Annotated in this window: 22 protein-coding genes; 8 read left to right on the top strand and 14 right to left on the bottom strand. The window is 60.4% G+C overall.

What is annotated here, in order from left to right; genetic code table 11:
• Nucleotides 1-57: 57 nt before the first annotated feature.
• Nucleotides 58-1392 carry a dicarboxylate/amino acid:cation symporter gene (locus M5G18_RS03395; protein ID WP_273899377.1) on the bottom strand — a complete coding sequence of 445 codons (1335 nt, stop codon included), beginning with the start codon at nucleotides 1390-1392 and terminating at the stop codon, nucleotides 58-60.
• 353 nt (nucleotides 1393-1745) lie between these two features.
• On the opposite strand from M5G18_RS03395, the gene M5G18_RS03400 reads away from it, so the two are divergent.
• Nucleotides 1746-2744 carry an AraC family transcriptional regulator gene (locus tag M5G18_RS03400; protein ID WP_273899376.1) on the top strand — a complete coding sequence of 333 codons (999 nt, stop codon included), beginning with the start codon at nucleotides 1746-1748 and terminating at the stop codon, nucleotides 2742-2744.
• A 204-nt stretch (nucleotides 2745-2948) separates the two neighbouring features.
• On the opposite strand, the gene M5G18_RS03405 is transcribed toward M5G18_RS03400, so the two are convergent.
• The 3 genes from M5G18_RS03405 to M5G18_RS03415 all read right to left on the bottom strand — a co-directional run bounded on the left by M5G18_RS03405 (nucleotide 2949) and on the right by M5G18_RS03415 (nucleotide 5679).
• Complete coding sequence (locus M5G18_RS03405; protein ID WP_085683579.1) at nucleotides 2949-4295, bottom strand: ATP-binding protein; 1347 nt, start codon at nucleotides 4293-4295, stop codon at nucleotides 2949-2951.
• Complete coding sequence (locus tag M5G18_RS03410; RefSeq protein ID WP_007957754.1) at nucleotides 4292-4969, bottom strand: response regulator transcription factor; 678 nt, start codon at nucleotides 4967-4969, stop codon at nucleotides 4292-4294. Before M5G18_RS03410 ends, M5G18_RS03405 begins: the two co-directional genes overlap by 4 nt.
• 104 nt (nucleotides 4970-5073) lie before the next feature.
• Nucleotides 5074-5679 carry a hypothetical protein gene (locus M5G18_RS03415; RefSeq protein WP_273899373.1) on the bottom strand — a complete coding sequence of 202 codons (606 nt, stop codon included), beginning with the start codon at nucleotides 5677-5679 and terminating at the stop codon, nucleotides 5074-5076.
• A gap of 140 nt (nucleotides 5680-5819) precedes the next feature.
• Between M5G18_RS03415 and M5G18_RS03420 the strand changes: the two genes are divergently transcribed.
• Together M5G18_RS03420 and M5G18_RS03425 are read left to right on the top strand one after the other, a co-directional pair.
• On the top strand, nucleotides 5820-6611 hold the full coding sequence (locus M5G18_RS03420; RefSeq protein ID WP_007957749.1) for a dienelactone hydrolase family protein: 792 nt from the start codon (nucleotides 5820-5822) through the stop codon (nucleotides 6609-6611).
• 92 nt (nucleotides 6612-6703) lie between these two features.
• Nucleotides 6704-7429, top strand: coding sequence for a 4'-phosphopantetheinyl transferase family protein (locus M5G18_RS03425; RefSeq protein WP_273899372.1), 726 nt, complete (start codon nucleotides 6704-6706; stop codon nucleotides 7427-7429).
• Between the two features lie 6 nt (nucleotides 7430-7435).
• On the opposite strand, the gene M5G18_RS03430 is transcribed toward M5G18_RS03425, so the two are convergent.
• Nucleotides 7436-9046 (bottom strand): ATP-binding protein, encoded by a 1611-nt coding sequence (locus M5G18_RS03430; RefSeq protein WP_007957745.1) that lies wholly within the window; start codon nucleotides 9044-9046, stop codon nucleotides 7436-7438.
• Entirely contained in the window at nucleotides 9043-9765 is a 723-nt protein-coding gene (locus M5G18_RS03435) for a response regulator (RefSeq protein ID WP_273899371.1), read from the bottom strand. Before M5G18_RS03435 ends, M5G18_RS03430 begins: the two co-directional genes overlap by 4 nt.
• Before the next feature lie 736 nt (nucleotides 9766-10501).
• On the opposite strand from M5G18_RS03435, the gene M5G18_RS03440 reads away from it, so the two are divergent.
• The gene (locus tag M5G18_RS03440; protein ID WP_273899370.1) at nucleotides 10502-13396 is read left to right on the top strand and encodes a ribonucleoside-diphosphate reductase subunit alpha; all 2895 of its coding nucleotides are present in this window, start codon (nucleotides 10502-10504) and stop codon (nucleotides 13394-13396) included.
• A gap of 672 nt (nucleotides 13397-14068) precedes the next feature.
• On the opposite strand, the gene flgE is transcribed toward M5G18_RS03440, so the two are convergent.
• From flgE to M5G18_RS03470, 6 genes are all read right to left on the bottom strand, one after another.
• A complete protein-coding gene (gene flgE / locus M5G18_RS03445) occupies nucleotides 14069-15382 on the bottom strand; it encodes a flagellar hook protein FlgE (protein ID WP_273899368.1) in 1314 nt (437 codons plus the stop codon).
• A 30-nt stretch (nucleotides 15383-15412) separates the two neighbouring features.
• The gene (gene flgD / locus M5G18_RS03450; RefSeq protein ID WP_273899367.1) at nucleotides 15413-16141 is read right to left on the bottom strand and encodes a flagellar hook assembly protein FlgD; all 729 of its coding nucleotides are present in this window, start codon (nucleotides 16139-16141) and stop codon (nucleotides 15413-15415) included.
• Nucleotides 16142-16156: 15 nt separating this feature from the next.
• Nucleotides 16157-16600 carry a flagellar basal body rod protein FlgC gene (gene flgC / locus M5G18_RS03455; RefSeq protein ID WP_007960329.1) on the bottom strand — a complete coding sequence of 148 codons (444 nt, stop codon included), beginning with the start codon at nucleotides 16598-16600 and terminating at the stop codon, nucleotides 16157-16159.
• A 3-nt stretch (nucleotides 16601-16603) separates the two neighbouring features.
• Complete coding sequence (gene flgB, locus M5G18_RS03460) at nucleotides 16604-17011, bottom strand: flagellar basal body rod protein FlgB (protein WP_007960328.1); 408 nt, start codon at nucleotides 17009-17011, stop codon at nucleotides 16604-16606.
• Between the two features lie 241 nt (nucleotides 17012-17252).
• Nucleotides 17253-18080, bottom strand: coding sequence for a protein-glutamate O-methyltransferase CheR (gene cheR / locus M5G18_RS03465; RefSeq protein WP_007960327.1), 828 nt, complete (start codon nucleotides 18078-18080; stop codon nucleotides 17253-17255).
• A 47-nt stretch (nucleotides 18081-18127) separates the two neighbouring features.
• Nucleotides 18128-19060 (bottom strand): chemotaxis protein CheV, encoded by a 933-nt coding sequence (locus M5G18_RS03470; protein WP_085607426.1) that lies wholly within the window; start codon nucleotides 19058-19060, stop codon nucleotides 18128-18130.
• 82 nt (nucleotides 19061-19142) lie between these two features.
• On the opposite strand from M5G18_RS03470, the gene flgA reads away from it, so the two are divergent.
• The 4 genes from flgA to M5G18_RS03490 all read left to right on the top strand — a co-directional run bounded on the left by flgA (nucleotide 19143) and on the right by M5G18_RS03490 (nucleotide 21795).
• Complete coding sequence (flgA, locus tag M5G18_RS03475) at nucleotides 19143-19904, top strand: flagellar basal body P-ring formation chaperone FlgA (RefSeq protein WP_081493604.1); 762 nt, start codon at nucleotides 19143-19145, stop codon at nucleotides 19902-19904.
• Between the two features lie 218 nt (nucleotides 19905-20122).
• Nucleotides 20123-20455, top strand: a complete 333-nt coding sequence (flgM, locus tag M5G18_RS03480; RefSeq protein WP_273899363.1) for a flagellar biosynthesis anti-sigma factor FlgM — start codon at nucleotides 20123-20125, stop codon at nucleotides 20453-20455.
• 42 nt (nucleotides 20456-20497) lie between these two features.
• Nucleotides 20498-20965, top strand: coding sequence for a flagella synthesis protein FlgN (locus M5G18_RS03485; protein WP_007960323.1), 468 nt, complete (start codon nucleotides 20498-20500; stop codon nucleotides 20963-20965).
• Nucleotides 20966-21060: 95 nt separating this feature from the next.
• On the top strand, nucleotides 21061-21795 hold the full coding sequence (locus M5G18_RS03490; RefSeq protein ID WP_007960322.1) for a flagellar brake protein: 735 nt from the start codon (nucleotides 21061-21063) through the stop codon (nucleotides 21793-21795).
• 59 nt (nucleotides 21796-21854) lie between these two features.
• Here M5G18_RS03490 and M5G18_RS03495 read toward each other — a convergent pair whose 3' ends face one another.
• Together M5G18_RS03495 and M5G18_RS03500 are read right to left on the bottom strand one after the other, a co-directional pair.
• Nucleotides 21855-23213, bottom strand: coding sequence for an MFS transporter (locus M5G18_RS03495; protein WP_273899362.1), 1359 nt, complete (start codon nucleotides 23211-23213; stop codon nucleotides 21855-21857).
• A gap of 68 nt (nucleotides 23214-23281) precedes the next feature.
• Entirely contained in the window at nucleotides 23282-24523 is a 1242-nt protein-coding gene (locus tag M5G18_RS03500) for a glutamine synthetase family protein (protein ID WP_273899416.1), read from the bottom strand.
• Between the last annotated feature and the right edge of the window lie 118 nt (nucleotides 24524-24641).

Raw genomic sequence — 24641 nt, forward strand, 5'->3', positions numbered from 1 at the left:
CTCAAACAGCAGGCAAGAAAAAACCCGCCGAAGCGGGTTTTTCCAGTCAAGCGATGCTTACTTCACATTGCTCGGGGTTGCGCCTTCGGCCACACCCAGGTCGTCTTCCGGACGGGTATCGATGATGCCACGGCCGCCCGAAGCCAGCTCGGTCTGCAGCACGTCGGTGTCCAGCTCTTTCACCCACTTGGCCACAACGATGGTCGCAACGGCGTTGCCGACCAGGTTGGTCAGGGCGCGGGCTTCGGACATGAAGCGGTCGATACCCAGGATCAGCGCCAGACCGGCCACCGGCAGGTGACCTACGGCCGACAGGGTGGCCGCCAGTACGATGAAGCCCGAACCGGTCACACCGGCTGCGCCTTTGGAGGACAGCAGCAACACCACCAGCAGGGTGATCTGGTGAGTGATGTCCATGTGGGTGTCGGTCGCCTGAGCGATGAACACGGCCGCCATAGTCAGGTAGATCGCGGTGCCGTCGAGGTTGAACGAGTAGCCGGTCGGGATCACCAGACCTACCACCGATTTCTTCGCGCCCAGACGCTCCATCTTGATCAGCATGCGTGGCAGTACCGATTCCGAAGAGGAAGTACCCAGCACGATCAGCAGCTCTTCACGGATGTAGCGAATCATCTTCAGCACGCTGAAGCCGTGCATGCGGGCGATACCGCCGAGCACGATCAGGATGAACGCCAGGCAAGTGATGTAGAAGCAGATCATCAGTTGACCCAGCTGCACCAGCGAGCCGACGCCGTAGGCACCGATGGTGAACGCCATCGCACCGAAGGCACCGATTGGCGCGAGCTTCATGATCATGTTGATGATGTTGAACATCACGTGGGCGAAGCGATCGATGAAGTCCAGGATCGGCTTGCCGTAGGCACCCAGACGGTGCAGGGCGAAACCGAAGATCACCGAGAACATCAGCACTTGCAGGATGTCACCGGTGGCGAATGCGCCGACGATGGTGGTCGGGATCACGTTGAGCAGGAAGCCGACAACGCTTTGATCAGCACCGGCAGCTACATAGGAGGCGACTTTCGAGGCGTCGAGGGTGCTGACGTCGATGTGCATGCCATTGCCCGGTTGCACGATGTTGACCACGATCAGGCCGACCAGCAGGGCGATGGTCGAAACGATTTCGAAGTACAGGAGTGCATAACCGCCGGTCTTGCCGACCGACTTCATGTTCTGCATGCCGGCGATGCCGCTGACCACGGTGCAGAAGATGATCGGGGCGATGATCATTTTGATCAGCTTGATGAACCCGTCACCCAGCGGCTTTACGGCCACGCCGAACTGCGGGTAGTAGTGGCCGAGCGCAATACCGATACAGATTGCGACGATCACCTGGAAATACAGGGATTTGTACAGTGGCTGACGAGTCGTCATTGCAAAGTTCCTCAAGAGTCCCGCGTGGCAACATCCATCTGTTGACCGCGACACTTGAATTGCGAACCCTCCTGCACTGGAGGGATTTGTTGTGTCGAACGGCGCTTTTCCGGACCGGCTCGGCGCACGCTTCTGTCGCTCTTATCGCAAACCTCGTGCCACTTTGGTGCAAATCGCTGCAAGCCTTTTGATATCAGGGGATACGGCTTTTTCTGTATCACCGTTCGGTTACTCAAGTGTGGCGGATTTCCGCCAACTCACCCGACCTCGTCCTACAATTTGGCGGAAATCCGCCTTGTTACCGATCAAAGGCAGCCGCTACCATCGGTCGCCAGAGGAAGGATCTGCCGCTCATGCGCGAACGCACCATCGCCAGTCACTTTGCCCGCGCCGCCCTCGGTGGCGCACGGCGCTCGGGTTACGACTATTCGGACCTGCTGCAGCAACTGGGCATCAGCCCCGAACTGCTCGACGAGCCGCGCGCGCGGATCGCCCCTGAGCAATTCACCCAACTGATCCAGAACCTGTGGCTGGCCCTGGACGACGAATACCTGGGCTTCGGCAACGCGCCGAGCAAACCCGGCAGCTTCGCCATGATGTGCCACGCCATCATTCATTGCCGCAGCCTGGAGAAGGCTCTGCAACGCGGCTTATTGTTTTATAGCCTATTCCCCGAAGCCCCGCGCCTGACCCTGACCCATGAAGACGAATGGGTGCGCCTGAGCCTCGACGATGCGCAATTGTGGGACCCGGATCACTTTCTCAGCGAGAGTCTGCTGGTGATCTGGCATCGCCTCGGCAGCTGGCTGATCGGCCAGCGGATTCGCCTGGAACAGGCGAGTTTCAGCTACCCGAAACCGGCGCACGGGGCGGAATACGATCTGCTGTTTTCCTGCCCGCTGGAGTTCTCGGTAACGCAAAGCAGCCTGGTGTTTCACAGTCGTTATCTGCACATGCCGCTGTTGCAGGACGAACGCACCCTCAAGCATTTCCTCGAACGCTCCCCCGCCGACCTGCTGTCACGCCCGGACGACGGCAACAGCCTGAGCAGCCGGCTGCGCCGTTTGCTCAGCCACGACAGCGCACGCTGGCCGGACCTCGAAGCGGTTGCCGCGCACCTGCACATCAGCCCGCAAACCCTGCGCCGGCATCTGCGCGAGGAAGGCACCAGTTTTCAGGAATTGAAGGATCAGCTGCGGCGGGACATCGCGATTTATCACCTGGGGCGGGCGGATCTGTCGTTGCAACAGATCGCCGAACAGCTCGGGTTCTCCGAGCCGTCGGCGTTTCATCGGGCGTTCAAGAAGTGGACGGGGCTGACGCCGGGGGCGTATCGGGCGCAGGAGCAATGAAGCCCCAGATCAAGAGCCCCTCACCCTAACCCTCTCCCAGAGGGAGAGGGGACTGATTGGGGGATGCTCAATAAATACGCCGACCTGAAAGCTTGCTGTTGAATCCAAATTCGATGCAAATCGCTCAGGTCGATAATTTTCTCGAGGCACTTAGGTAAGTCCCCTCTCCCACTGGGAGAGGGTTAGGGTGAGGGGCGCTCGCTTTCACACCGCCGGAAAATGAATCCTGAACGCCGCCCCACCCATCGGCGAATCCCCCAAGGTCAGCTTGGCGCTGTAGCTCTCGATGATGTCCTTGACCACTGCCAGCCCGATCCCCTGCCCCGGGTGCTGACGATCCAGGCGTTCGCCGCGTTCGAGAATCCGTGCGCGCTGGTCCGGTGGTACGCCGGGGCCGTCGTCTTCGATGCAAAGTTCGCTTCCGGAATGGCTTTCGCGCACGCTGATGCGCACTTCGCCCAGACACAGGCGATAGGCGTTTTCCAGCAGGTTGCCCATCATCTCCAGCAAGGCGCCCTGCTCGATCGGCACGTAACAGTGCTCCGGCAGATCGAAGGCGACGCGCACGTGCTTGTCGCGGTAGACCTTGTCCAGCGTGTCGCACAGGCTTTGCAGCACCGGACGCAGGCGCACCTGATGGCGCACCAGACCGCTTTTGCGCAGGCTGGCGCGCTGCAACTGGTAGCCGATCTGCTGGCTCATGCGTTCGATCTGGGTTTGCAGCACCCAGGCCTGATCCCGGTCTTCGGGGCGCTGGGCCATGTCTTCGCTGACGCCTTGCAATACCGCCAGCGGGGTTTTCAGGCTGTGGGCCAGATCGTCGAGGGAGTCGCGATAACGGCTGCGCTGCTGGCGTTCGCTGTGCAGCAGGCGGTTGAGGGAACCGGTCAGGCGCAGCAGTTCGCGCGGGTGTTGTTCGCTGAGACTTTCGAGGGTTCCGCCTTCGATTTCGTCGAGTTCCTGACTGAGCCGGCGCAAGGCTTTCAGGCCCCAGGTCAGGCCGATCCACAGCAATGCGAGCAGCACCAGCAGCGCCGCGCCGAAACCGAGGTAGAGATTTTCCCGCAGGCCTTCGAGGGTGGTTTCGTATTCGCGCACCGGTTGCAGGGCCACGATACTGAAGGCCGCGCTCTTGCCGCCGAGCAGTTTGACTTCGACGTCGTAGACGAAGAATTCCTGACCGTTGGCTTCGCGGATCCGCGCGAACTCGTTGCCGAGGCCATCGTAGCGCGGCGTGTAGTTGATCTTCTCTTCCTGGGTACCCTTCGAACGCCAGACCAGATGCCCTTCGCGGTCATAGATGTAACCGAGCAGGCGATTGTCCGTGAGGTTGAAGCGCTCGTCGGGCAACTGCGCCGGCATCATCAAGCGGTTGTTTTCAACCCGCGCGGCGGAGATCAGCGTGGTGACGTCGGACGCCAGCCGCTGCTCGATCGAGTCCTGCAGCGCCAGGCTGAACGCGCCCTGCATCGCCGGGAGCAACGCGAGCATGAACAACACCGCCAGGGTGGTGGCGGCGAGCATCAGCCGGACGCGAAGGGAACGGATCAAGTGCAGCGCTCATTGAACAGGTAACCGAGGCCGCGCACGGTGTCGATCGGCTTGAACCCGGCCGGGCCTTCGAGCTTGCGGCGCAGACGGCCGACCAGCACTTCGATCACGTTCGGATCACGCTCGTCGTCATCCGGGTACAACTGTTCCATCAGCCGATCCTTGGGCACCACTTGCTGGTGATGACGCATGAGGTATTCGAGGATCCGGTATTCGTAGGCGGTCAGCGCCAGCGGTTGCTCGTCGAGGGTCGCCTGCTTGCGATTGAGGTCCAGCAACAGCGGGCCGGCGACGATGGTCGACTGGGTAAAACCGCTGGAACGGCGCAGCAACGCATTGAGCCGCGCTTCGAGTTCTTCGAACTGGAACGGTTTGACCACGTAATCGTCGGCACCGGCGGCCAGACCTTCGACCTTGTCCTGCCAGTTGCCGCGCGCGGTGAGGATCAGGATCGGAAAGGTCTTGCCGCCCGAGCGCAACTGGCGGATCAGGTCGAGCCCGCCCATGCCCGGCAGGCCGAGGTCGATCACCGCCAGGTCAAAGTTGAATTGCCCGGTCTGGTACAACGCCTCTTCGGCATTGGCCACGGACTCGACCACGTGACCGCTCTCCGTCAGGCGGGTTTGCAGGTGATGGCGCAACAGCGCTTCATCTTCGACGACCAACAGTTTCATGACGCTCTCCCGGGTAAATCGACAACTCCAAAGGCTTTCGCCTCACATGGCTGCGCCGGGTCGCCCCTCGAAGGACGACCCGGCGCGGTCCTGACGCCAATCGCTTAGAAAGCGTAGTTGGCCGACAGGTAAGTCTGGGCGCTGCTGGTCAAATCCAGCGAGCCTTGCTTGCTGCCGCCGCTCTCTTTCATTTCGGTGCTGGCGTTGCTGCGCAGGTAACGGTAACCGAGTTCGACCGAGGTGTTCTGCGAGACTTGCTGCAGCACACCGAACTGGCCGCCGACGGCGTAACCGATGTCACTGTCGCGGCTGTAGCTTGGCGAATCCTGGGTCAACTTGGTCAGACCGGCCGTGGCACCGCCGAACAGCTTGGTGCTGCTACCCACCGGGTAGAACAGATCGTAGCTGCCCAGCAGGTTTTCCTGGCGCAGTTTAATGCCATTGTGCGAGCCGGACACGTTGTCGTAGGTGGCGTAGTAGCGACCCTGGCTGTTTTGCTGACCCAGACGCAGGCCGTAGGTGTTGTTGCCGTCGATGGCCGCGGTGGCATCCGGGTGGCCGAGGTTGTCGTTCAGGGTGTTGGATTTCTTGATCTTGTCGCTGGTCTGGCCGAAGGTCAGGCCGGCGAAGTTGGTGGTGGTGTCGGCATGGGCGGCGATGCTTGCGCTCATGACGGTGAAAGCCAGCAGCAGTTTGTTCAAACGAGTCATTGAGTGTTCCTCAGTTGTGCTCTTCGGGTATGGCGCAAGGTTACTGACCCTCCCCTGTACCGCCCCTGAACGCTCTCTGAACCTGGCCTGAATGAAATGAACTAGGCTGTTTTGACCCTTTATTGTCAGGAGACCCGATCATGCGCCTGCTTCTAACCCTCGCCCTCCTTGTCTTCAGCGGCCTCAGCCAGGCTGCGATCAAGACCGAGGAAATCCCCTATCAGAGTGCCGACGGCACGAAGCTGATCGGTTACTACGCCTACGACGACGCGATCAAGGGCCCGCGCCCCGGCGTGGTGGTGGTGCATGAATGGTGGGGACTGAACGACTACGCCAAGCGCCGCGCCCGGGATCTCGCCGGGCTCGGCTACAGCGCGCTGGCCATCGACATGTACGGTGAAGGCAAGAACACCGAGCACCCGAAAGACGCGATGGCGTTCATGCAGGCGGCCACGCAAAACGCCGATGCGGCCAGCAAGCGCTTTCAGGCAGGACTGGATCTGTTGAAGAAACAGCCACAGACCGACAAGGATAAAATCGCCGCCATCGGTTACTGCTTCGGCGGTGGCGTGGTGCTGAATGCGGCGCGTCAGGGTGTGCCGCTGGCCGGCGTGGTGAGTTTCCACGGTGCGCTGGCCACCAAGACCCCGGCTACACCGGGCAGCGTTAAGGCGAAAGTCCTCGTCGAGCACGGCGCGCTGGACAGCATGGTCACCCCGGACAACGTCACGGCGTTCAAGTCGGAAATGGACAAGGCCGGCGCCGACTATCAATTCGTCAGCCTCGACGGTGCCAAGCACGGCTTCAGCAATCCTGACGCGGATCGCCTGAGCCACGGCGATCACGGTGGCCCGGATATCGGCTACAACAAGGCGGCCGATGAAAAATCCTGGGCGGACATGCAGGCGTTCTTCAAGAAGATCTTTGGCTGATTCCGGTTAACCGATCGTTCCTGCGCTCTGCGTGGGAACGATCACCTCCTCTGCACTATCCAGCCCGAAGACAACCCGGCAAAATGCCCGACATGACTGCCAGCCCTTTCCTCCCCGCCTGCTGCACCCCGCTCGATGCCCATTGGCCGCTGCCGACCGCATTGCCCGACACCGTGTTTCTGAGCACCCATTTCGACCCGTCGCAACTGCTCGGCGATGACTTTCGCCGCAGCGCCATCGAGCCGCCGCCGAGCATTCAGCGTTCGGTGGCCAAGCGGCAGGCGGAATTCCTTGCCGGGCGGATTTGCGCACGGGCGGCGTTGCAGCAGCTGGAAGGCTCAAGCACTGTTCCGGCGATCGGCGAAGATCGCGCCCCCATTTGGCCGGCGCACATCTGCGGCTCGATCACCCACAGCACCGGCCGCGCGGCGGCGATTGTCGCCAACAAACAGCACTGGCGCGGGCTGGGCATGGACCTGGAAAACCTGCTCAACGCCGAACGCGCCGAGCGTCTGGCCGGAGAGATCCTGACCCCGCCGGAAATGCAGCGCATGGCCGCCGGTGCCCGGGATCAGATCGCGCTCTGGGTGACCCTGACCTTTTCAGTGAAAGAAAGCCTGTTCAAGGCGCTGTACCCGATCGTGCAGCAGCGCTTCTACTTCGAACACGCCGAGGTTCTGGAGTGGAATGAACGGGGGCAGATCCGGCTGCGGTTGCTGACGGATCTGTCCAGCGAATGGCGCAACGGCACGCAGCTCGATGCGCAATTCGGCGTGCAGGACGGGCAGTTGCTGAGTCTGGTCAGCATCCAGGCGTAAGCGGTTTCAGCGCCGCTCCTGATTCCTCGGCCAGCTCAGGCTGAAGCACGCCCCGCCCAGACTCTTGCTCTTGCCGATCAGCGCCCGGCCGTCGTGCCAGTGGATGATCCGCCGCACGATCGACAGGCCCAGACCGTGTCCGCCGGACGCCCGGGTGCGACTGTCGTCCAGGCGCAGGAACGGCGTGAAGATTTTCTCCCAGGCGGTTTCCGGCACACCGGGCCCGTCGTCCTCGACATCCACCCGGCAACGCATCTGCCCGACCTGATAACTGACCGTTACCTTAGAACGCGCATGGCGCATGGCGTTGCTCACCAGGTTCTGCAAGGCGCGGTGCAGGTAGCGCGGCTCGGCCTCGACCCAGGCGTCATCGCAATCCGCTGCTGACAGGCAAAGACCCCGTTGCACCGTGACCTCGGCACGCAGAGGCGCCAGCTCTTCGATCACCTGATTGACCAGCGCATCCAGGTCGATGCGCTGGAAGGTCAGCGCCGGCGAGCCCTGCTCCAGCCGGGCGTACGTGAGCATTTCGTCGACCAGCTTGTCGAGATCCTCGATGTCGTGGTCCATGCCCTCACGGTACTTTTCCAGCGCCTGCGGGGTGGTGGCCGAGCCGATCATCTCCAGACCGAAACGCAGGCGCGCCACCGGCGTGCGCAGTTCGTGGGACACCGCGCGCACCAGTTCACGCTGGATCGCGAGCAACTGCTGCAAGTGCTCGGCCATGCCGTTGAACGCCGCCGCCAGTTTGCCCACCGAGTCGGCACCACGGGCCGGCACCCGGGTTTCCAGACTGCCTTTGGCGATGCGCGTGGCGGCAGCTTCGAGCCCGCGCAAACGCCGTTCGAGCTGGCGCACCAATAGATAGACGATCAGGCCGATCAGGGTCAGGCCGAGGGCGGCGATCAGCACCAGCCATTCCGGCGGGTACGGGTTCATCTGATACAGCGGCCCGATTTCCAGCACCCACGGCGTGCCGACCATGCCGGCAAACACCCGGATCGAATCGCCACCCTTGCCCAGCGCCATCACCGTATCGCCTTCGGATACCCGACGGCTCTGATCTTCGTCCATGTCGGCATCGCTGACGGTGACCAGCCGCAAATCGAAGCCGAAACCTTTGTCCTCTTTCAACTGCGCCAATCGTTTGGGCTGCTCGCCCACGGGCACCCGCACCAGTTCATCGGCCAACAGGTAAATGGTCGCCCGGGCCAGTTGCTCGCTGATCTGCTGCACCTCGCCCACCAGCACCAGTTGATCCTTGTCGCTGACCAGCCGATAGACCTTGGCCGCGTGCGGGCCGGTCTGTTCGACCAGCGCCTGGCCGCGCTGCACCCGAGTGCGCTGAGTCAGGTCGAGATCGGTCTGAGCGAAGGTCTTCAGCGCCAGCGGAATCCCGAGCAACCGCTCCCACACCAGCAAGGCGCGATGGCGTTCAGTCTCGTTCATCGGTTGCAGGTTGTCGGCCATCAGCGAAAACGTGCCGTGAGCCAGACGCTCGCGGTATTGCTCGCTGCGAACCTGGTTGAGCAGGTGCAACGCCAGCACGCCGAGCACCGCCACCAGAATCAGCGCCGCGCACATGCCGCCATAGATGCGCAGGAAGATCGAATTCACAGCGGCAGTTCTACGCAGGCTTCAGGCACGAACAGATAACCTTTGCTGCGGATGGTCTTGATCAGGCGCGGGTGATCGGGGTCGTCGCCGATCTTCGGGCGGATGCGCGAGATGCGCACATCGATCGAACGGTCCTGGCCGTCGTAGCCGATGCCGCGCAGTGCGGTGAAGATTTCTTCCCGGGACAGGATCCGTCCGGCGTTGGACACCAACAGCCAGAGCAGATCGAATTCGGCGCTGGTCAGCTCGATGCCACTCTCGCTGAGCCAGGCTTCGCGCAAGGCGTTGTCCACCACCAGCGGACCGAATTGCAGCCGACGCGGATTACCCGCTGGCGGCTCCGGTGTGTCACTGCGTCGCAGCAACGCCTGGATGCGCGCCAGCAGCAGCCGTGGGCGCACCGGTTTGCACACGTAGTCATCGGCACCGAGGTCGAGGCCGAGGATCTGGTCGGCGTCATCGGTGCGCGCGGTGAGCATCAGGATCGGTCCGTCGTAGCGATCGCGCACCTTGCGGCAAATGCTCAGGCCGTCTTCACCGGGGAGCATCAGGTCGAGGATCACCAGGTCCGGCTGTTCCTTGATGATCCGCGCCGCCGCCAGCGCGCCGTTGCCTTCGATCTCCACGCGCAATCCGTTGGCTTGCAGGTATTCACGGGTCAGTTCGGCCAGACGCTGGTCGTCCTCGACTATCAATACCTGCCAGGCTTCTTGCTCCACGGGTGACCTCTGCTTGCCGATGCTGCTTATAAAGGAAGGATCCTCCCGTCTTTTTGTCATCTTTTAGGAGGATAAGAATGCGTGCGCATGGGCCGATTGTATAAACGGCGTACAGCCAGAACACAAGTCGGTAAATGCGTTCGGACAAGGCGGATTTTTGTGATAGGGTTCGCGCCCTCAAAATTCCGCCGCGGCATTTTTTTGCGGTGGAAAACAGTGACAAACGGTCTAGCTCAGCAGGTTCGCGGCCTACACGTGAATTCGACATTTCGCACACAATTTACGCACAGGGTTATCCACAGGCTGTCCGTTGCAATCCTCCCCCAAAACGCATTATCTTGTAGCCCGCGCTTGAAAAAACCCTACATGTAGGGGTTGAGGCCAAAAAACCAAACACAAACCGGACAGTGAATTCAAGGCTTTTTATTGCCATTGTCGGGTTGAACCAAACGTATTTTCAGAAGCCCAAACCGCGCCTGCGGATGGCTACCGTTTTTCAGCCGATCACGGCGTAAACGGTACGGGTGTTGCAGTCCGAAACTGCTCCCCGAATGGAATGCGGTTTCACGCGTATCGCGCGAACCGAAGACTTCGGCATGGAAGCGGCGCCCACAAGGCCCCCTTCCTGAACTGTCCCGAAGTCGTTACCCCGGCAACTGCCGGTTGTAGTGCTTCAGGACGGAACGGTGGGCACCGTGATGGTGCCCAAACAAACATAGAGAACGTGGAGACACCCATGCAAACCGACACAACTCGCGAGAACCCGCAGGGCACCTTGCCGCAGGCCGCCGATTCGAATTCGGATCTGGCTGCCACCGCGCCTGGCCAACTGCGTGTGATCAAGCGTAATGGCACTGTCGTTCCTTACACCGATGACAAGATCACCGTCGCTATCACCAAAGCGTTTCTCGCAGTTGAGGGCGGCACCGCTGCCGCTTCGTCGCGAATCCACGACACCGTTGCCCGCCTGACCGAACAGGTCACCGCGACCTTCAAGCGTCGCATGCCATCGGGCGGCACCATCCACATCGAAGAAATCCAGGACCAGGTCGAACTGGCCCTGATGCGTGCCGGCGAGCAGAAAGTGGCTCGCGACTACGTGATCTACCGTGACGCCCGCTCCAAGGAACGCGCCGTTCGCACCACCGCCGAAGCACCGGTACAGGCGCACCCGTCGATCCGCATCACCCGCGCCGACGGCACTCTCGCGCCGCTGGACATGGGCCGCCTGAACACCATCGTCACCGAAGCCTGCGAAGGCCTGGCCGAAGTCGACGGCGACCTGATCCAGCGCGAAACCCTGAAGAACCTGTACGACGGCGTGGCCCTGAACGACGTCAACACCGCGCTGGTAATGACCGCGCGCACCCTGGTCGAGCGCGAGCCGAACTACTCGTTCGTGACCGCCCGCCTGCTGATGGACACCCTGCGCGGCGAAGGCCTGGGCTTCCTGGGCGTGGCCGAGAGCGCCACTCACCACGAAATGGCCGACCTGTACGCCAAGGCCCTGCCGGCCTACGTCGCCAAAGGTATCGAGTTCGAACTGCTGAACCCTGTGCTGGCTTCCTTCGACCTGGAAAAACTGGGCAAGGCGATCAACCACGAGCGCGACCAGCAATTCACCTACCTGGGCCTGCAGACCCTGTACGACCGTTACTTCATCCACAAGGATGGCGTGCGCTTCGAACTGCCGCAGATCTTCTTCATGCGCGTGGCCATGGGCCTGGCGATCGAAGAGAAGCAGAAAGAAGACCGTGCGATCGAGTTCTACAACCTGCTGTCCTCGTTCGACTACATGGCTTCGACCCCGACCCTGTTCAACGCCGGTACCCTGCGTCCACAGCTGTCGAGCTGCTACCTGACCACCGTGCCGGATGACCTGTCGGGCATCTACCACGCGATCCACGACAACGCCATGCTGTCGAAATTCGCCGGTGGCCTGGGCAACGACTGGACGCCGGTGCGCGCACTGGGTTCGTACATCAAGGGCACCAACGGCAAGTCGCAAGGCGTGGTTCCGTTCCTGAAAGTGGTGAACGACACCGCCGTTGCCGTTAACCAGGGTGGCAAGCGCAAAGGCGCTGTGTGTGCCTACCTGGAAACCTGGCACATGGACATCGAGGAGTTCATCGAACTCCGCAAGAACACCGGTGATGACCGTCGTCGTACCCACGACATGAACACTGCCAACTGGATCCCTGACCTGTTCATGAAGCGCGTCTTCGATGACGGCAAGTGGACCCTGTTCTCGCCGTCCGAAGTACCGGACCTGCACGACCTGACCGGCAAGGCCTTCGAAGAGCGCTACGAGTACTACGAAGCCCTGACCGAGTACCCGGGCAAGGTCAAGCTGTTCAAGACCATCCAGGCCAAAGACCTGTGGCGCAAGATGCTGTCGATGCTGTTCGAAACCGGCCACCCATGGCTGACTTTCAAAGACCCGTGCAACCTGCGTAGCCCGCAGCAGCACGTCGGCGTTGTTCACAGCTCGAACCTGTGCACCGAGATCACCCTGAACACCAACAAGGACGAGATCGCGGTCTGCAACCTGGGCTCGATCAACCTGCCGAACCACATCGTCGACGGCAAGCTGGACACCGCCAAGCTCAAGCGCACCATCGATGTAGCCGTGCGCATGCTCGACAACGTGATCGACATCAACTACTACTCGGTACCGCAGGCGAAGAACTCCAACTTCCGCCACCGTCCGGTCGGTCTGGGCATCATGGGCTTCCAGGACGCGCTGTACCTGCAGCACATCCCTTACGGTTCCGACGCTGCCGTCGAGTTCGCCGACAAGTCGATGGAAGCGGTCAGCTACTACGCGATCCAGGCTTCCTGCGACCTGGCCGACGAGCGCGGCTCGTACGAGACGTTCCAGGGTTCGCTGTGGTCCAAAGGCGTACTGCCGCTGGATTCGCAACAGATCCTGATCGAAGCACGTGGCCAGAAGTACATCGACGTCGACCTGACCGAGTCCCTGGACTGGGCACCGGTTCGCGCCCGTGTACAGAAAGGCATCCGTAACTCGAACATCATGGCCATCGCACCGACCGCGACCATCGCCAACATCACCGGCGTATCGCAGTCGATCGAACCGACCTACCAGAACCTGTATGTGAAATCGAACCTGTCGGGCGAATTCACCGTGATCAACCCGTACCTGGTGCGCGACCTGAAGGCTCGCGGTCTGTGGGACTCGGTCATGATCAACGACCTGAAGTACTACGACGGTTCGGTTCAGCAGATCGAGCGCATCCCGCAAGAACTCAAAGAGCTCTACGCGACCGCGTTCGAAGTGGACACCAAGTGGATCGTTGACGCCGCCAGCCGTCGTCAGAAGTGGATCGACCAGGCCCAGTCGCTGAACCTGTACATCGCCGGCGCATCGGGCAAGAAACTGGACGTGACCTACCGCATGGCCTGGTACCGTGGTCTGAAAACCACCTACTACCTCCGTGCCCTGGCCGCGACCAGCACCGAGAAGTCGACCATCAACACCGGCAAGCTGAACGCTGTATCCAGCGGCGGCAACCACGGTGACGACTCGGTCCTGGCAGCCCCTGCCGGCCCGGCTCCAGTACCGAAGGCTTGCGCCATCGACGAGCCGGATTGCGAAGCTTGCCAATAAGCTGAGCTGAATCAGGCGTTGCAAAACGCCTGATCCGAGAAACCCCCGACAGACTTCTGGTTTGTCGGGGGTTTTCTTTTGTCCGCAAAAAAGCAAAACCAAAAGCAAAACCCCTCACCCTAGCCCTCTCCCAGAGGGAGAGGGGACTGACCGAGTTGTTTTGGAGAGATACGCCGACGTGAAATACCGAGTTGAACTCAAGCCTTAAAAGCAAACATCCCGCACCTGCTTTTTCTTTTGCCTTTTTCTTTTGCCTTTTTCATTTGCCTTTTGCTTTTGCCTTTGCTTCCACCACTCAACACGATGAGCGTTAGCTCGAGTACCGCTTTTGACGTGCCGGCCCCATCGGAAGGCTGAGTGGAGGGATTTATCCGGGGGTGGGAGCGCAGCGACCGTGCGGCGAAGCCGCATGCATCGAGAGGAGGTGCAGCGAAGCAAACCGTAGGCGATGCCCCCGGATGAATCCCGTAACGAAGGAACACCGAGCCAAAGCGAGGGGCCGAACGCCGGGGCCCAGACCTTTTGGTTCCTTTTGGGGCGTTTGCCAAAAGGGACTCGCCGTAAGGGCGAAACCGCCAGAAGCAACACCCGCAAAAACGGATCCACCCCAAAACCGAAACAAAAAAAAGCCCCTCAAAAAGAGGGGCTCCTTAACCAGCCAAAACCCAGAAATCAGGTCATCTGAATAATGGTCTGCATGATAGTGCTCTGAGTCGAAATGGTCTTCGCATTCGCCTGATAGTTGCTCTGACCCTTGATCAAATCAACCAGCTCATTGGTCAGGTTAACGTTCGACTCTTCCAGCGAGTTCGAAACAACCGAACCCAGCGTACCGGTCTCCGGCGCATCGTAGCCCGGAATACCCGAAGCGTAAGTCTCTTTCCAGCTGGTCCCACCAATCGGCTGCAGACCCTGCTCGTTGGTGAAGCTCGCCAGCGCAACCTGGCCGATAGCCTTGCTCTGGTTGTTGCTGAAGTTGGCAAACAGCGTACCGGTACCGTCGATGGTCAGATTGGTGATCTGGCCAGTGGCGTAACCATCCTGAGTCGGAATCGAACGCGCGGTGTCAGCGTTGAACTGAGTGGTCTTGGCCATCGAAATGGTGATGCCAGCCGCGTTCGCCGAAGCGCCGTTGGCCTTCCACACACCGTTGGTGACAGTGCCCGGCACCCAGCCAGTGAGTTTCAGGTCGCTGCTGATCACGGCAGGCGGCGTGCTGACCTGAGTCAGTTGACCGGTGGAGTCGAACGTCATGGTCGAAGCAACAGGTGCGGTGACTTTCGGATCGCTACCGGTAGCATCCGGGTTACGACCGTCTACCAGGGTGTAGACCTTCCAGGTGTTGGCACCGGTTTTCACCATGTACTGGTCCATGACGTGGGAGTTACCCTGGCTGTCATAGATCGGGGTGCTGAACGATTTGGTGTAAGTCTCGGTTTTGCTAGGGTCGAACTTGCCGGCCGCCACTGTGTCGTCGATCACCGGAGCGGTCGAGTTCAGGTTGATGGTCGAGGTCACCAGCGAGGTGGACTTCGGCGCCAGGTTCGAGGTGTCGATCTTCAGATCGGTCAACACGCCGTTGATGACCTTGCCGTTGGAGTCCACACCGTAGCCTTGCAGACGCGAGGTGTAATCGGTGTTGGTGATGAAGCCGTCCTTGTCGACCTTGAACGTACCGGCACGGGTGTAGGAGATCGAGCCGTTGTTGCTCAGGGTGAAGAAACCCGAACCGTTGATGCCCATGTCCAGCACGTTGCCGGTGTTGTTGATGTCACCCTGGGTGAACTGCTGGGAAACGTTGGCCAGGCGCACACCGTTACCGATGACCTTGCTGCCGCTACCCAGGCGAGTCGCCGAGTAGACGTCTTCGAATTCTGCACGGGACGATTTGAAACCGGCGGTCGCGACGTTGGCGATGTTGTTGCCGGTCACGTCCAGTTGCTTGTTGGCTGCATAGAGACCGCTAAGGCCGATATTGAAAGACATATTCCACTCCTTTGTGCCGGTTAGTCGGCTCTATATACCAATGGTTTGTACTTTGGACAGGGCAACGGTGCCCTTGCCGGACAGGTTGAGCATCAGCTCGCCACCGGTCTGGCTGATCGTCACGCTGGTGACCGTGGCTGGCAGGTAGGTCGCCATATCGGTCGCGGTGCCGTTGATCGAGGCGTTCGCCTTGACGGTGTAGGTACCGGTTTTTACCAGGTTGCCGTCCTTGTCCTTGCCGTCCCAGGTGAAGCTCGCATTGCCGGCGGCGCGGCTGCCCAGGTCGATGGTGCGAACAACGGTGCCGCTGCTGTCGGTGATGGAGACGGTACCGCCGGCAATCGACGACGGAACGGTGACCGAACCGGTCATGCCTTTGCTCGGATCGTCGAGCTGGACCGAGTTGGTCTGCACGATCACGTTGCGGCCGACCAGCGACGAAGCCTGCAGGGCTTGCGACGAGTTGTAGTTGCCGGCCAGCGAACTGACGGTGCTGTTGAGGGTGGTAATCCCCTCAAGGCTGCTGAACTGCGCCAGCTGGGCAACGAATGCGCTGTTGTCCTGCGGGTCGAGCGGGTTCTGGTTCTTCAGCTGGGTCACCAGCAGTTGCAGGAACGCGTCCTTGCCCAGGGCCTGGCCGCCGGTCGAACTGTTGGTGGCCGAAGCGATGCCGCCGGCGGTGGTGCTACTGGTCTTCTTCGAAGAATTGGCCAGTATGTCGTTCATCGTCAGGCTGCTGGTGGTATCGGTAACACTCATGGCAGTCGCCCCTTATTACTGACCGAGGGTCAGTACCTTCTGCATCATGGTTTTGGCGGTGTTCATCATTTCGGCGTTGGTCTGGAACGACCGGCTCGCGGAAATCATGTCAGCCATTTCCTCCACCACGTTGACGTTCGGGTAGTAGACGTAGCCCTTGGCGTCGGCCGCTGGATGGTTCGGCTCGTAGCGCGCTTCGAGGTTGCTCTGGTCTTCGACCACGCCCATGACCTGTACGCCCTGGCCGGCAGCGTCCTGGTTCTGGAACAGCGAGTTGCTGCCGCCGCTCTGGCCGCCCTGGAACATGGTGGCGAACACCGGGTGACGGGCACGGTAGGTCTGGTCGATGCTCGACGAGACGGTCTCGGCGTTGGCGATGTTCGACGCCACGGTGTTGAGACGGGTGGTCTGGGCGCTCATGCCGCTGCCGGCAATGTTGAAAACGCTGGACAGGGACATGGATTACTCTCCGCGCAGGGCTGAGACCAGCCCTTTGAATTTGCTGTTGAGCAGGGTGAAGCTGGCCTGGAAGCCGACGGCGTTTTCCGCGTAGTTCGACTGTTCCAGCTGGGCGTCCACGGTGTTCTGGTCGATCGACGGCTGCATCGGCGTGCGATACATCAGCGACTCGTCGCCATTGCCCAGGCCTTCAGCTTCGATGTGACGGCTGTTGGTCATGTTCAGGGCGATCGTGCCGTTGGCGTTCTTCTGGCTCTGTGCTTCGAGCACTTTGGAGAACTCCAGATCCCGCGCCTTATAGTTCGGGGTGTCGGCGTTGGCGATGTTGTTGGCCAGCACTTCGGCGCGTTGGGCGCGGAAGCCCAGAGCCTTTTCGTGAATGCCGAGCGCTTTATCGAAGCTGATGCTCATGTCGGGAACCTTCAGGTGACCGGATTTTTCGTAACAGGGTTATAGCAAGCGGCGTGCCAGTTTGAGAAAGCCCCGGATTACGGGGCTTTGCGCGGAACCGGCAACGCGGCAATGCCAGAAAAGCGGCAACCGGTTTCCGCCGGATGCCGCTTTTCTGCCGCCACCTGCCACCGGCAAAACCTTCAGGCATAAAAAAACGGGAGCCCCTGAGGACTCCCGTTTCTTGTGTTGCCAGTCTTGATCACTTCGCCTGGTAGATGATCCCCGGGCTGCACTGAACCATCTGGTAATGATCCGGCAGACCGTTCAGCGCCTCGGAAGCGCCAAGGAACAGATAACCGCCCGGCTTCAGCGTGCTGTGGATGCGCAACAGGATGTCCTTCTTCACCTCGGCGGAGAAGTAGATCAGCACGTTGCGGCAGAACACGATGTCGAACTTGCCCAGGCTTGCGTAGCTGTCGAGCAGGTTGAACGAGCGGAACTCCACCCGGTTCTTGATCGGCGCCTTGATCACCCAGCGCCCCGGCCCTTTCGGGTCGAAGTAGCGCTGCAGACGATCGGCGGACAGACCGCGACCGATCGCCAGGCTGTCGTACTCGCCGGTCTTGCAGTTGGTCAGCATGCTGCCGGACAGATCGGTGGCAACAATCTGCACGCCCATCTTCAACTGACCGATGTTGGTCCGCTCGAACTCGTCGATCGACATCGACAGCGAATAGGGTTCCTGACCCGACGAGCAGGCCGCCGACCAGATCCGCAGACGCTGGTTGGGAGCGGCCTTGATCGCCTCGGGCAGCACCTTGTTCTTCAAGACTTCAAACGGATAGGTGTCACGAAACCACAGGGTTTCGTTGGTCGTCATGGCATCGACCACCTGCTCGCGCAAACCGCTGCGCGGCTGGGTCTGGATGCGCTGTACCAGCTCACCCAGGGACTTGATGCCTTGCTGCTCCATCAGTTTGTTGAGACGGCTCGACACCAGGTACTGCTTGTTTTCACCGAGCAAAATGCCACAGGCTTTTTCCAGGAAGACCCGGAACTGTTCGAAATCCAAATTACCCGTAGACAAATGATGCCGCCTCTTAAATCGTGTTGAACGCCAGGGGCAGAAGGCCCTTAGCTGATATCTGCTGCTTTGATCCGGTCGACTACCCGGGATGCCAGGTCATCAGGACGGAATTTGGCCAGGAAGTCATCGGCACCGACTTTCTTGACCATCGCCTGATTGAACACACCCGACAACGAAGTATGCAGGATGATATGAAGCTTTTGCATGCGAGGGTCGCTGCGGATCTCGGCCGTCAGGGTGTACCCGTCCATCTCCGGCATTTCGATGTCGGAGATCATCATCAGGAACTCTTCTTCCGGCTTCTTGCCCTCGTCGACCAGCTTGCGCAGGTAATCCAGCGCCTGCTTGCCGTCGTTCAACGCCACCACTTCGACGCCGACCGTCTGCAGGCAACGCGTCACCTGCTTGCGCGCCACCGACGAGTCATCGACCGTCAGCACCCGCAGCGACAATGCCTTGCTCTGGGTCTCGACATCCACCACGCCGACCGAAATCGCTTCCGGGGTCGGCGCCACTTCCGCCAGCACCTTCTCGACGTCGATGATTTCGACTAACTGATTGTCGACCCGAGTCACAGCGGTCAGGTAATGATCGCGTCCGGTGCCCTTGGGCGGCGGATGGATCTCTTCCCAGTTCATGTTCACGATACGTTCCACCGAGCGCACCAGGAAACCCTGGGTCTTGGTGTTGTATTCCGTGATGATCACGAACGGACTGTTCTTGTCTTTCAAAGCACCGGAGCCGGTCGCCATCGCCAGATCAAGGATCGGAATGGTCGCCCCCCGGATATTCGCCACCCCGCACACGACAGGACTGGACTTGGGCATCACCGTCAGTTGCGGGCATTGCAGCACTTCCCGAACCTTGAACACGTTGATCCCGTAGAGCTGCTGGCCGTCGAGACGGAACAACAACAGCTCCAGGCGATTCTGCCCCACCAGTTGCGTGCGCTGGTTCACCGAATCCATTACACCAGCCATGCCCAGACTCCTACACCAACGCCAAGTGTTGTTGCGACGCACATTCATTGCTAAACGGCACGGCGCTTGCTTTTTAACTCGTATGAACGCTCAAACGACATTTTTCCGACGCCTGACATCTCCCCTCCGCAGAGGGCTTTGCGCGATGTCCGCCGTTTGCCTTTTTTTCGCTGGCAGCCCTGCCGGTGCTGATGCGGTTACCTTGCCTGACATGCTTATCGGCGTCACTCAGGGCTTTCTTGAATTCACCGTAGAAGACTATCTGGCTACCAGTCAAACGGAAGGCCGTTATGAAATCGAGGTCAACCAGCTCGATCCACGCATGCGCATGCCTATGTGCGACAAGGAATTGACAGCGACACTGGAGAGTCCGGCACGCCCTCTGGGCCGTGTCACGGTCAAGGTCCGCTGCGAAGGCGCCTCCCCCTGGACGGTGTTCGTGCCCGCTCAAGTCCGCCTGTTTCGCGAGATTGTCACCACCACGCGACCACTCAAACGCGCCGGCATCATCGAGCCTCAGGACGTGACCTTGCGCGAGCGCGACGTCAGCACGATCAATCAGGGTTTTCTGACGTCGGTGGATGAAGCCATCGGCCAGAAATTGACCCGACCAACGGTAGCCGATCAAGTCATCACCCTGGTGCATCTGGAACAGGCGGAAGTGGTTCGCAAGGGTGATCAAGTGGTGATCACCGCCCGCAGCGGCACCCTTGCCGTGCGGATGCCGGGCGAAGCCCTGTCCAACGGCGGCCTGAAAGAACAGATTCGGGTAAAAAACCTCAATTCCCAACGGGTTATCAAGGCGCAGGTTATCGCGCCCGGCCAGGTGGAAGTTGCCATGTGAGCGGCCATGTAGCGGTGATGTGAGCGGCTGTATGAACGGATATTTGAAAAGCCTCTGAGTACTCAAGCAGAAAACTGGCGCTGACCAGAGCTGTTCCCTAAACTGTGCCGCAGCAGGATCTGCAACGGCGCATGCAAGCTCATTGCTAAATGAGCCTAAAGTTTTCCAGGGGATGGCCGAGAACATGGCAAGCGTCCAAATTCCCAGAGGTTTTTAACATGGTCATCGATTTCAGCCGTTTGAACAGCTCCTCGTCACTTACGGGCAGTACACGTACCAGCAACGCCAAGGAAACCGCCGAAACCGGCACCTCCGCGCCGCTGAATACCCCGGCCGAACAGGCCAGTACCGCAAAAAGCGGGGAATCGGTACACCTCAGCAATGAGGCTCAACAGTTGCAGAAGGTCACTGACAAGCTGCGCGATCAGCCTGCCGTCGATAAAGCCCGTGTGGCCGAGTTGAAAGCAGCGATTGCCGATGGCAGCTACAAGGTCGACAGCAACCGTGTAGCCAGCAAACTGCTTAATTTCGAAGCCCAGCGCCAGGCCTAGGTCAGCGCCAGGCTTTTGGACGCTTAAAACCCAAGGCCAGCCATGCACGACACTAATTTATTGCAACTGATCACCGACGACTTTGCTCCAGCTCAACAATTGCTGGAGTTACTGCAAACCGAGTCCCTCGCCTTGCACGGTCGCGACATGCCTCTGCTGGAAGAAATTCTGGCGCGCAAACAGGCATTGATCATTCTGCTCGAACAGCATGGCCGCAAGCGCAGCGAAATCCTCGCCAGTCTCAATCTGTCGCTCGACCGCGCAGGTCTGGAACAACTGGCCAGCCAGTCGAGCATCGGCGACCAGTTGCTGAGCCAGAGCGATGTCCTGACCGACCTGATTGCCCAGTGCCAGGCGGCCAACGTCAAGAACGGCCAGTCGATCATCATGCAGCAGGCCGCCACGGCCAATCAGCTGAAAATCCTCACCGGCGGCGAGCCTCCCGCGCTCTACGATGCCAGCGGCACCTTCTCCAAACTGCAGAAACCACGCGCGCTCAGCCAGGCGTGATGCTTTCTTCTATGCTTGCGCCCTATCAACGTGCGAAACATGCTGGCAAAATACTGGCCAGCCGTAGTCAAATTTTGTCTGGAGATTGATTTAACGTGTCCAACGATGACGCTCCGCAGCCCCCAAAGGTGCTCACCACGCCCCTGGAGATCTCCAGCAATCTGCGCCAGCTGCAAGAGAGCCACGATCCGCTGATCATTACGTTCCACGAGCGCAGCCAGCGCTTCCAGAGCTACCTGATTGAAGTCGATCGCGAAAACGGTTCGATCAAGCTTGATGAAATGATCCCGCGCGACGGCGAACGTTTTCTGGAAGCAGGCGAACCGTTCAAGGTTGAGGGTTTTCATGATGGCGTGCGCATTGCCTGGGAATGCACAGGGACGCTAAGCATCAAAGACTCCGACGGCGACCGCTTCTACACCGGCGACCTGCCCACCGAAGTGGTTTATCACCAGCGCCGCAACGCCTTTCGCGCCGCACTGAAACTGACCGACCTGGTCAGCGTCGTGCTCGGCGGCGAAAAACTCAAGGCACCGCTGGATGGCAAATTGCTGGACATCTCGGCCACGGGTTGCAAGCTCCGCTTTGAAGGCGATATCACCGACCGCCTGCAATTGGGCCAGGTCTATGATCGCCTGATCGCCGCACCGCTGTTCGGCAATCAACCGGTATCGGTCGAGCTGCGTTACCTGCACTTCGAAGAAAAACTCAACATCACCTTCGCCGGCCTGCGCTTTCACAACATCAGCGGCCCGGCGGCCCGCAACGTCGAGCGTTTCGTTTATCAACTGCAGCGCGAAGCGCGTCGGTTCGATAAAGACGATCTCTGATCGGCAAGCATAAAAAACGGGCAGTCACTGCGGTGACTGCCCGTTTTTTTATGCCTGGATCACGGCTTGGCGGGAGTGATGTCCGGCCCCTCGCCTTCGACTGTCGAGTCGGTGGGCACGGCAGGTTCCGGTTCGGGCTCCGGTTCAGGGGCGACCGTATTCTGCATCTGCTCCTGCACCACTTGTTCGTCAACCCGCGGGTCAAGCGCTGCCACCAGCGGCGAACTGGACATGCTGTCCGGCATCGCCACGTGATGCAGCGGTGCATCGTCGACCTGGTGCAGATTGGTCACGGCTTTCGGCCGGATCCGCCACACCAGCACCAGCGCGAAAAAGGTGAAGAACGCATACAGGCTCTGCGGCCCGAACAGCTTCATCAGCACCCCGGCCGCCAGCGGCCCGATACTCGCACCCACACCGTAGGTCACCAGCAACATCGCCGTCAGCGACACCCGGCGCTCGCCCTCCACGTGGTCATTCGAGAACGCCACCGCCAACGGATACAGGCAAAACTGCACCAGCGAGCAGAGGAAGCCAACAATGAACAACACCTCCAGCGGCACCTGCGGCAGGATCGCCAGCGGCAACGCGGCAACCGCCAGGAACAGCGCAAAGCAGCGGATCAGCAGCGCCCGGTCATAGCGATCGGACAACCAGCCTAGCGGCCACTGCACCACCAGCCCGGCAAAGATGCAGCTACCCATGAACAGACCGACCTGTTCGGTGGACAGCCCCTGCTGCGAGGCATACAACGGCGCCAGACCGTAGAACGAACCGATGATCAGCCCTGCCCCGAGCACTGTGCTCAGCGACTGCGGCACGCGCTTGATAAAGAAGCGCGGCTCCATCGGCGCCGGATGCAGCGGTGCCGGGTGAATCCGCCGGGTCAGTGCCACCGGCACCAGACACAGGGCGAAGCACAGCGCGACCAGCATCAGCAGTTCCAGACCAAGGCCCGGGTGCATGACCAGAATCAGCTGACCGAGCACCAGCCCCAGATACGACGCGATCATGTAGCCGCTGAACACCAGGCCGCGCTGATTGGCGTCGGCCTGCTCGTTCAGCCAGCTCTCGATGACCATGTACTGGCACATCATGCCGAGGCCGACGATGGTCCGCAGCACCAGCCAGGCTGGCAGCCAGTCCACCAGACCATGACCGAGCACCGCCGCGCCGACGATCCCGGCACACGCCGAGTAGGCGCGGATATGCCCGACCCGTGCAATCAGGCGGTGACCGATCTTGCCGCCCAGCACCAGACCGAAATAGTTGGCCGCCATCAACGCACCGACCCACAACCCGTCGACATGGTCGGCAGCCAGACGCAAAGCCAGATAAGTAGAAAGAAGGCCCGAGCCGATCAACATCATCAGCGAGGCGAAATACAGCGCTCGAAAGGATTTCCAGATTTGGCGCATCGGCGTTCCGAGCGGCTCCTTGCGGTAAGTATCGGGCTATCAAACGATAGCCCGACGGCAACATTTCGTCAGGCCTGGGCTGCTAGAACACGGCGTTCCCAGGGAGTGATTTCATCAAAGAAACTGGTCAACTCCATGGTCTTCGAAGCGATGTAGCCTTCGATGAACTCCGTGCCGAACAGTTCCTTTGCAAGCTGGCTGCGCTTCAGACGTTCGAGCGCCGCGTGCAAGGTACACGGCAGCGAAAGATGGTCCGGCACGTCGAACTCGCCCTGAATCGCTTCGCTTGGCTCGAGCTCATGCTCGATGCCGTACAAGCCGGCAGCCAGGCTTGCGGCGATCGCCAGATACGGGTTGGCATCGGCGCCCGGCAAGCGGTTCTCGACCCGACGCGCAACCGGCGAGCTGGCCGGAATACGCAGGCCGGCGGCGCGGTTGTCATGGGACCAGCAGGCATTGTTCGGCGACGCAAACGGATGGCACAGGCGCTGATAGGAATTTACGTTCGGCGCAAACAGCGCGGTGAAGTCAGCCATGCCCGCCTGCTGCCCGCCGATGAAGTGGCGGAACATCGCAGTCGGCTGACCGTCCGCGTCGCTGAACACATTCTTGCCGCTGCCGATCTCGACGATGCTCTGGTGAATGTGCATCGAACTGCCCGGCGTGTGCGCCAGCGGCTTGGCCATGCACACCACAGTCAGGCCATGCTTGAGCGCGACTTCCTTGAGCAGGTGCTTGAACAGGAAGGTCTGGTCGGCCAGCAGGAGCGGATCGCCGTGCAGCAGGTTGATCTCGAACTGGCTGACGCCCATTTCGTGCATGAAGGTATCGCGCGGCAGACCGAGGGCCGCCATGCATTTATAGACTTCACTGAAGAACGGCCGCAGACCGTTGTTGGAACTGACGCTGAACGCCGAGTGACCGTCCTCGCGACGACCGTCGAGACCGACTGGCGGCTGGAACGGTTGGTTCGGGTCGGTGTTCGGAGCGAACACAAAGAATTCGAGTTCGGTCGCCACCACCGGTGCCAGACCGCGGGCTGCGTAGCGGGCAATGACTTTCTTGAGCTGACCACGGGTCGACAGGTTGGAGCTTTCGCCGGTCAGCTCGTCAGCATCACAGATTGCAAAGGCCCGTGGCTCTTCGCTCCATGGCAACGGATGGATCTGCGCAGGATCGGCCACCAGCGCCAGATCGCCGTCATCGCTGCCATAGAATTTCGCGGCGGGATAACCGCCCATGATGCATTGCAGCAGCACCCCCCGGGCCAACTGCAAACGCCGCCCTTCGAGGAAACCCTCGGCGGTCATTACCTTGCCACGTGGCACACCGTTCAAATCCGGCGTGACACATTCAATCTCATCAATGCCCGTCAATCGCTGCGCGAGTGAACGCTGGCCATCGGTTGTCATGACGCAATCCTTGTTA

The sequence above is a fragment of the Pseudomonas aphyarum genome (assembly GCF_028657055.1).
Classification (GTDB): Bacteria; Pseudomonadota; Gammaproteobacteria; order Pseudomonadales; family Pseudomonadaceae; genus Aquipseudomonas; species Aquipseudomonas aphyarum.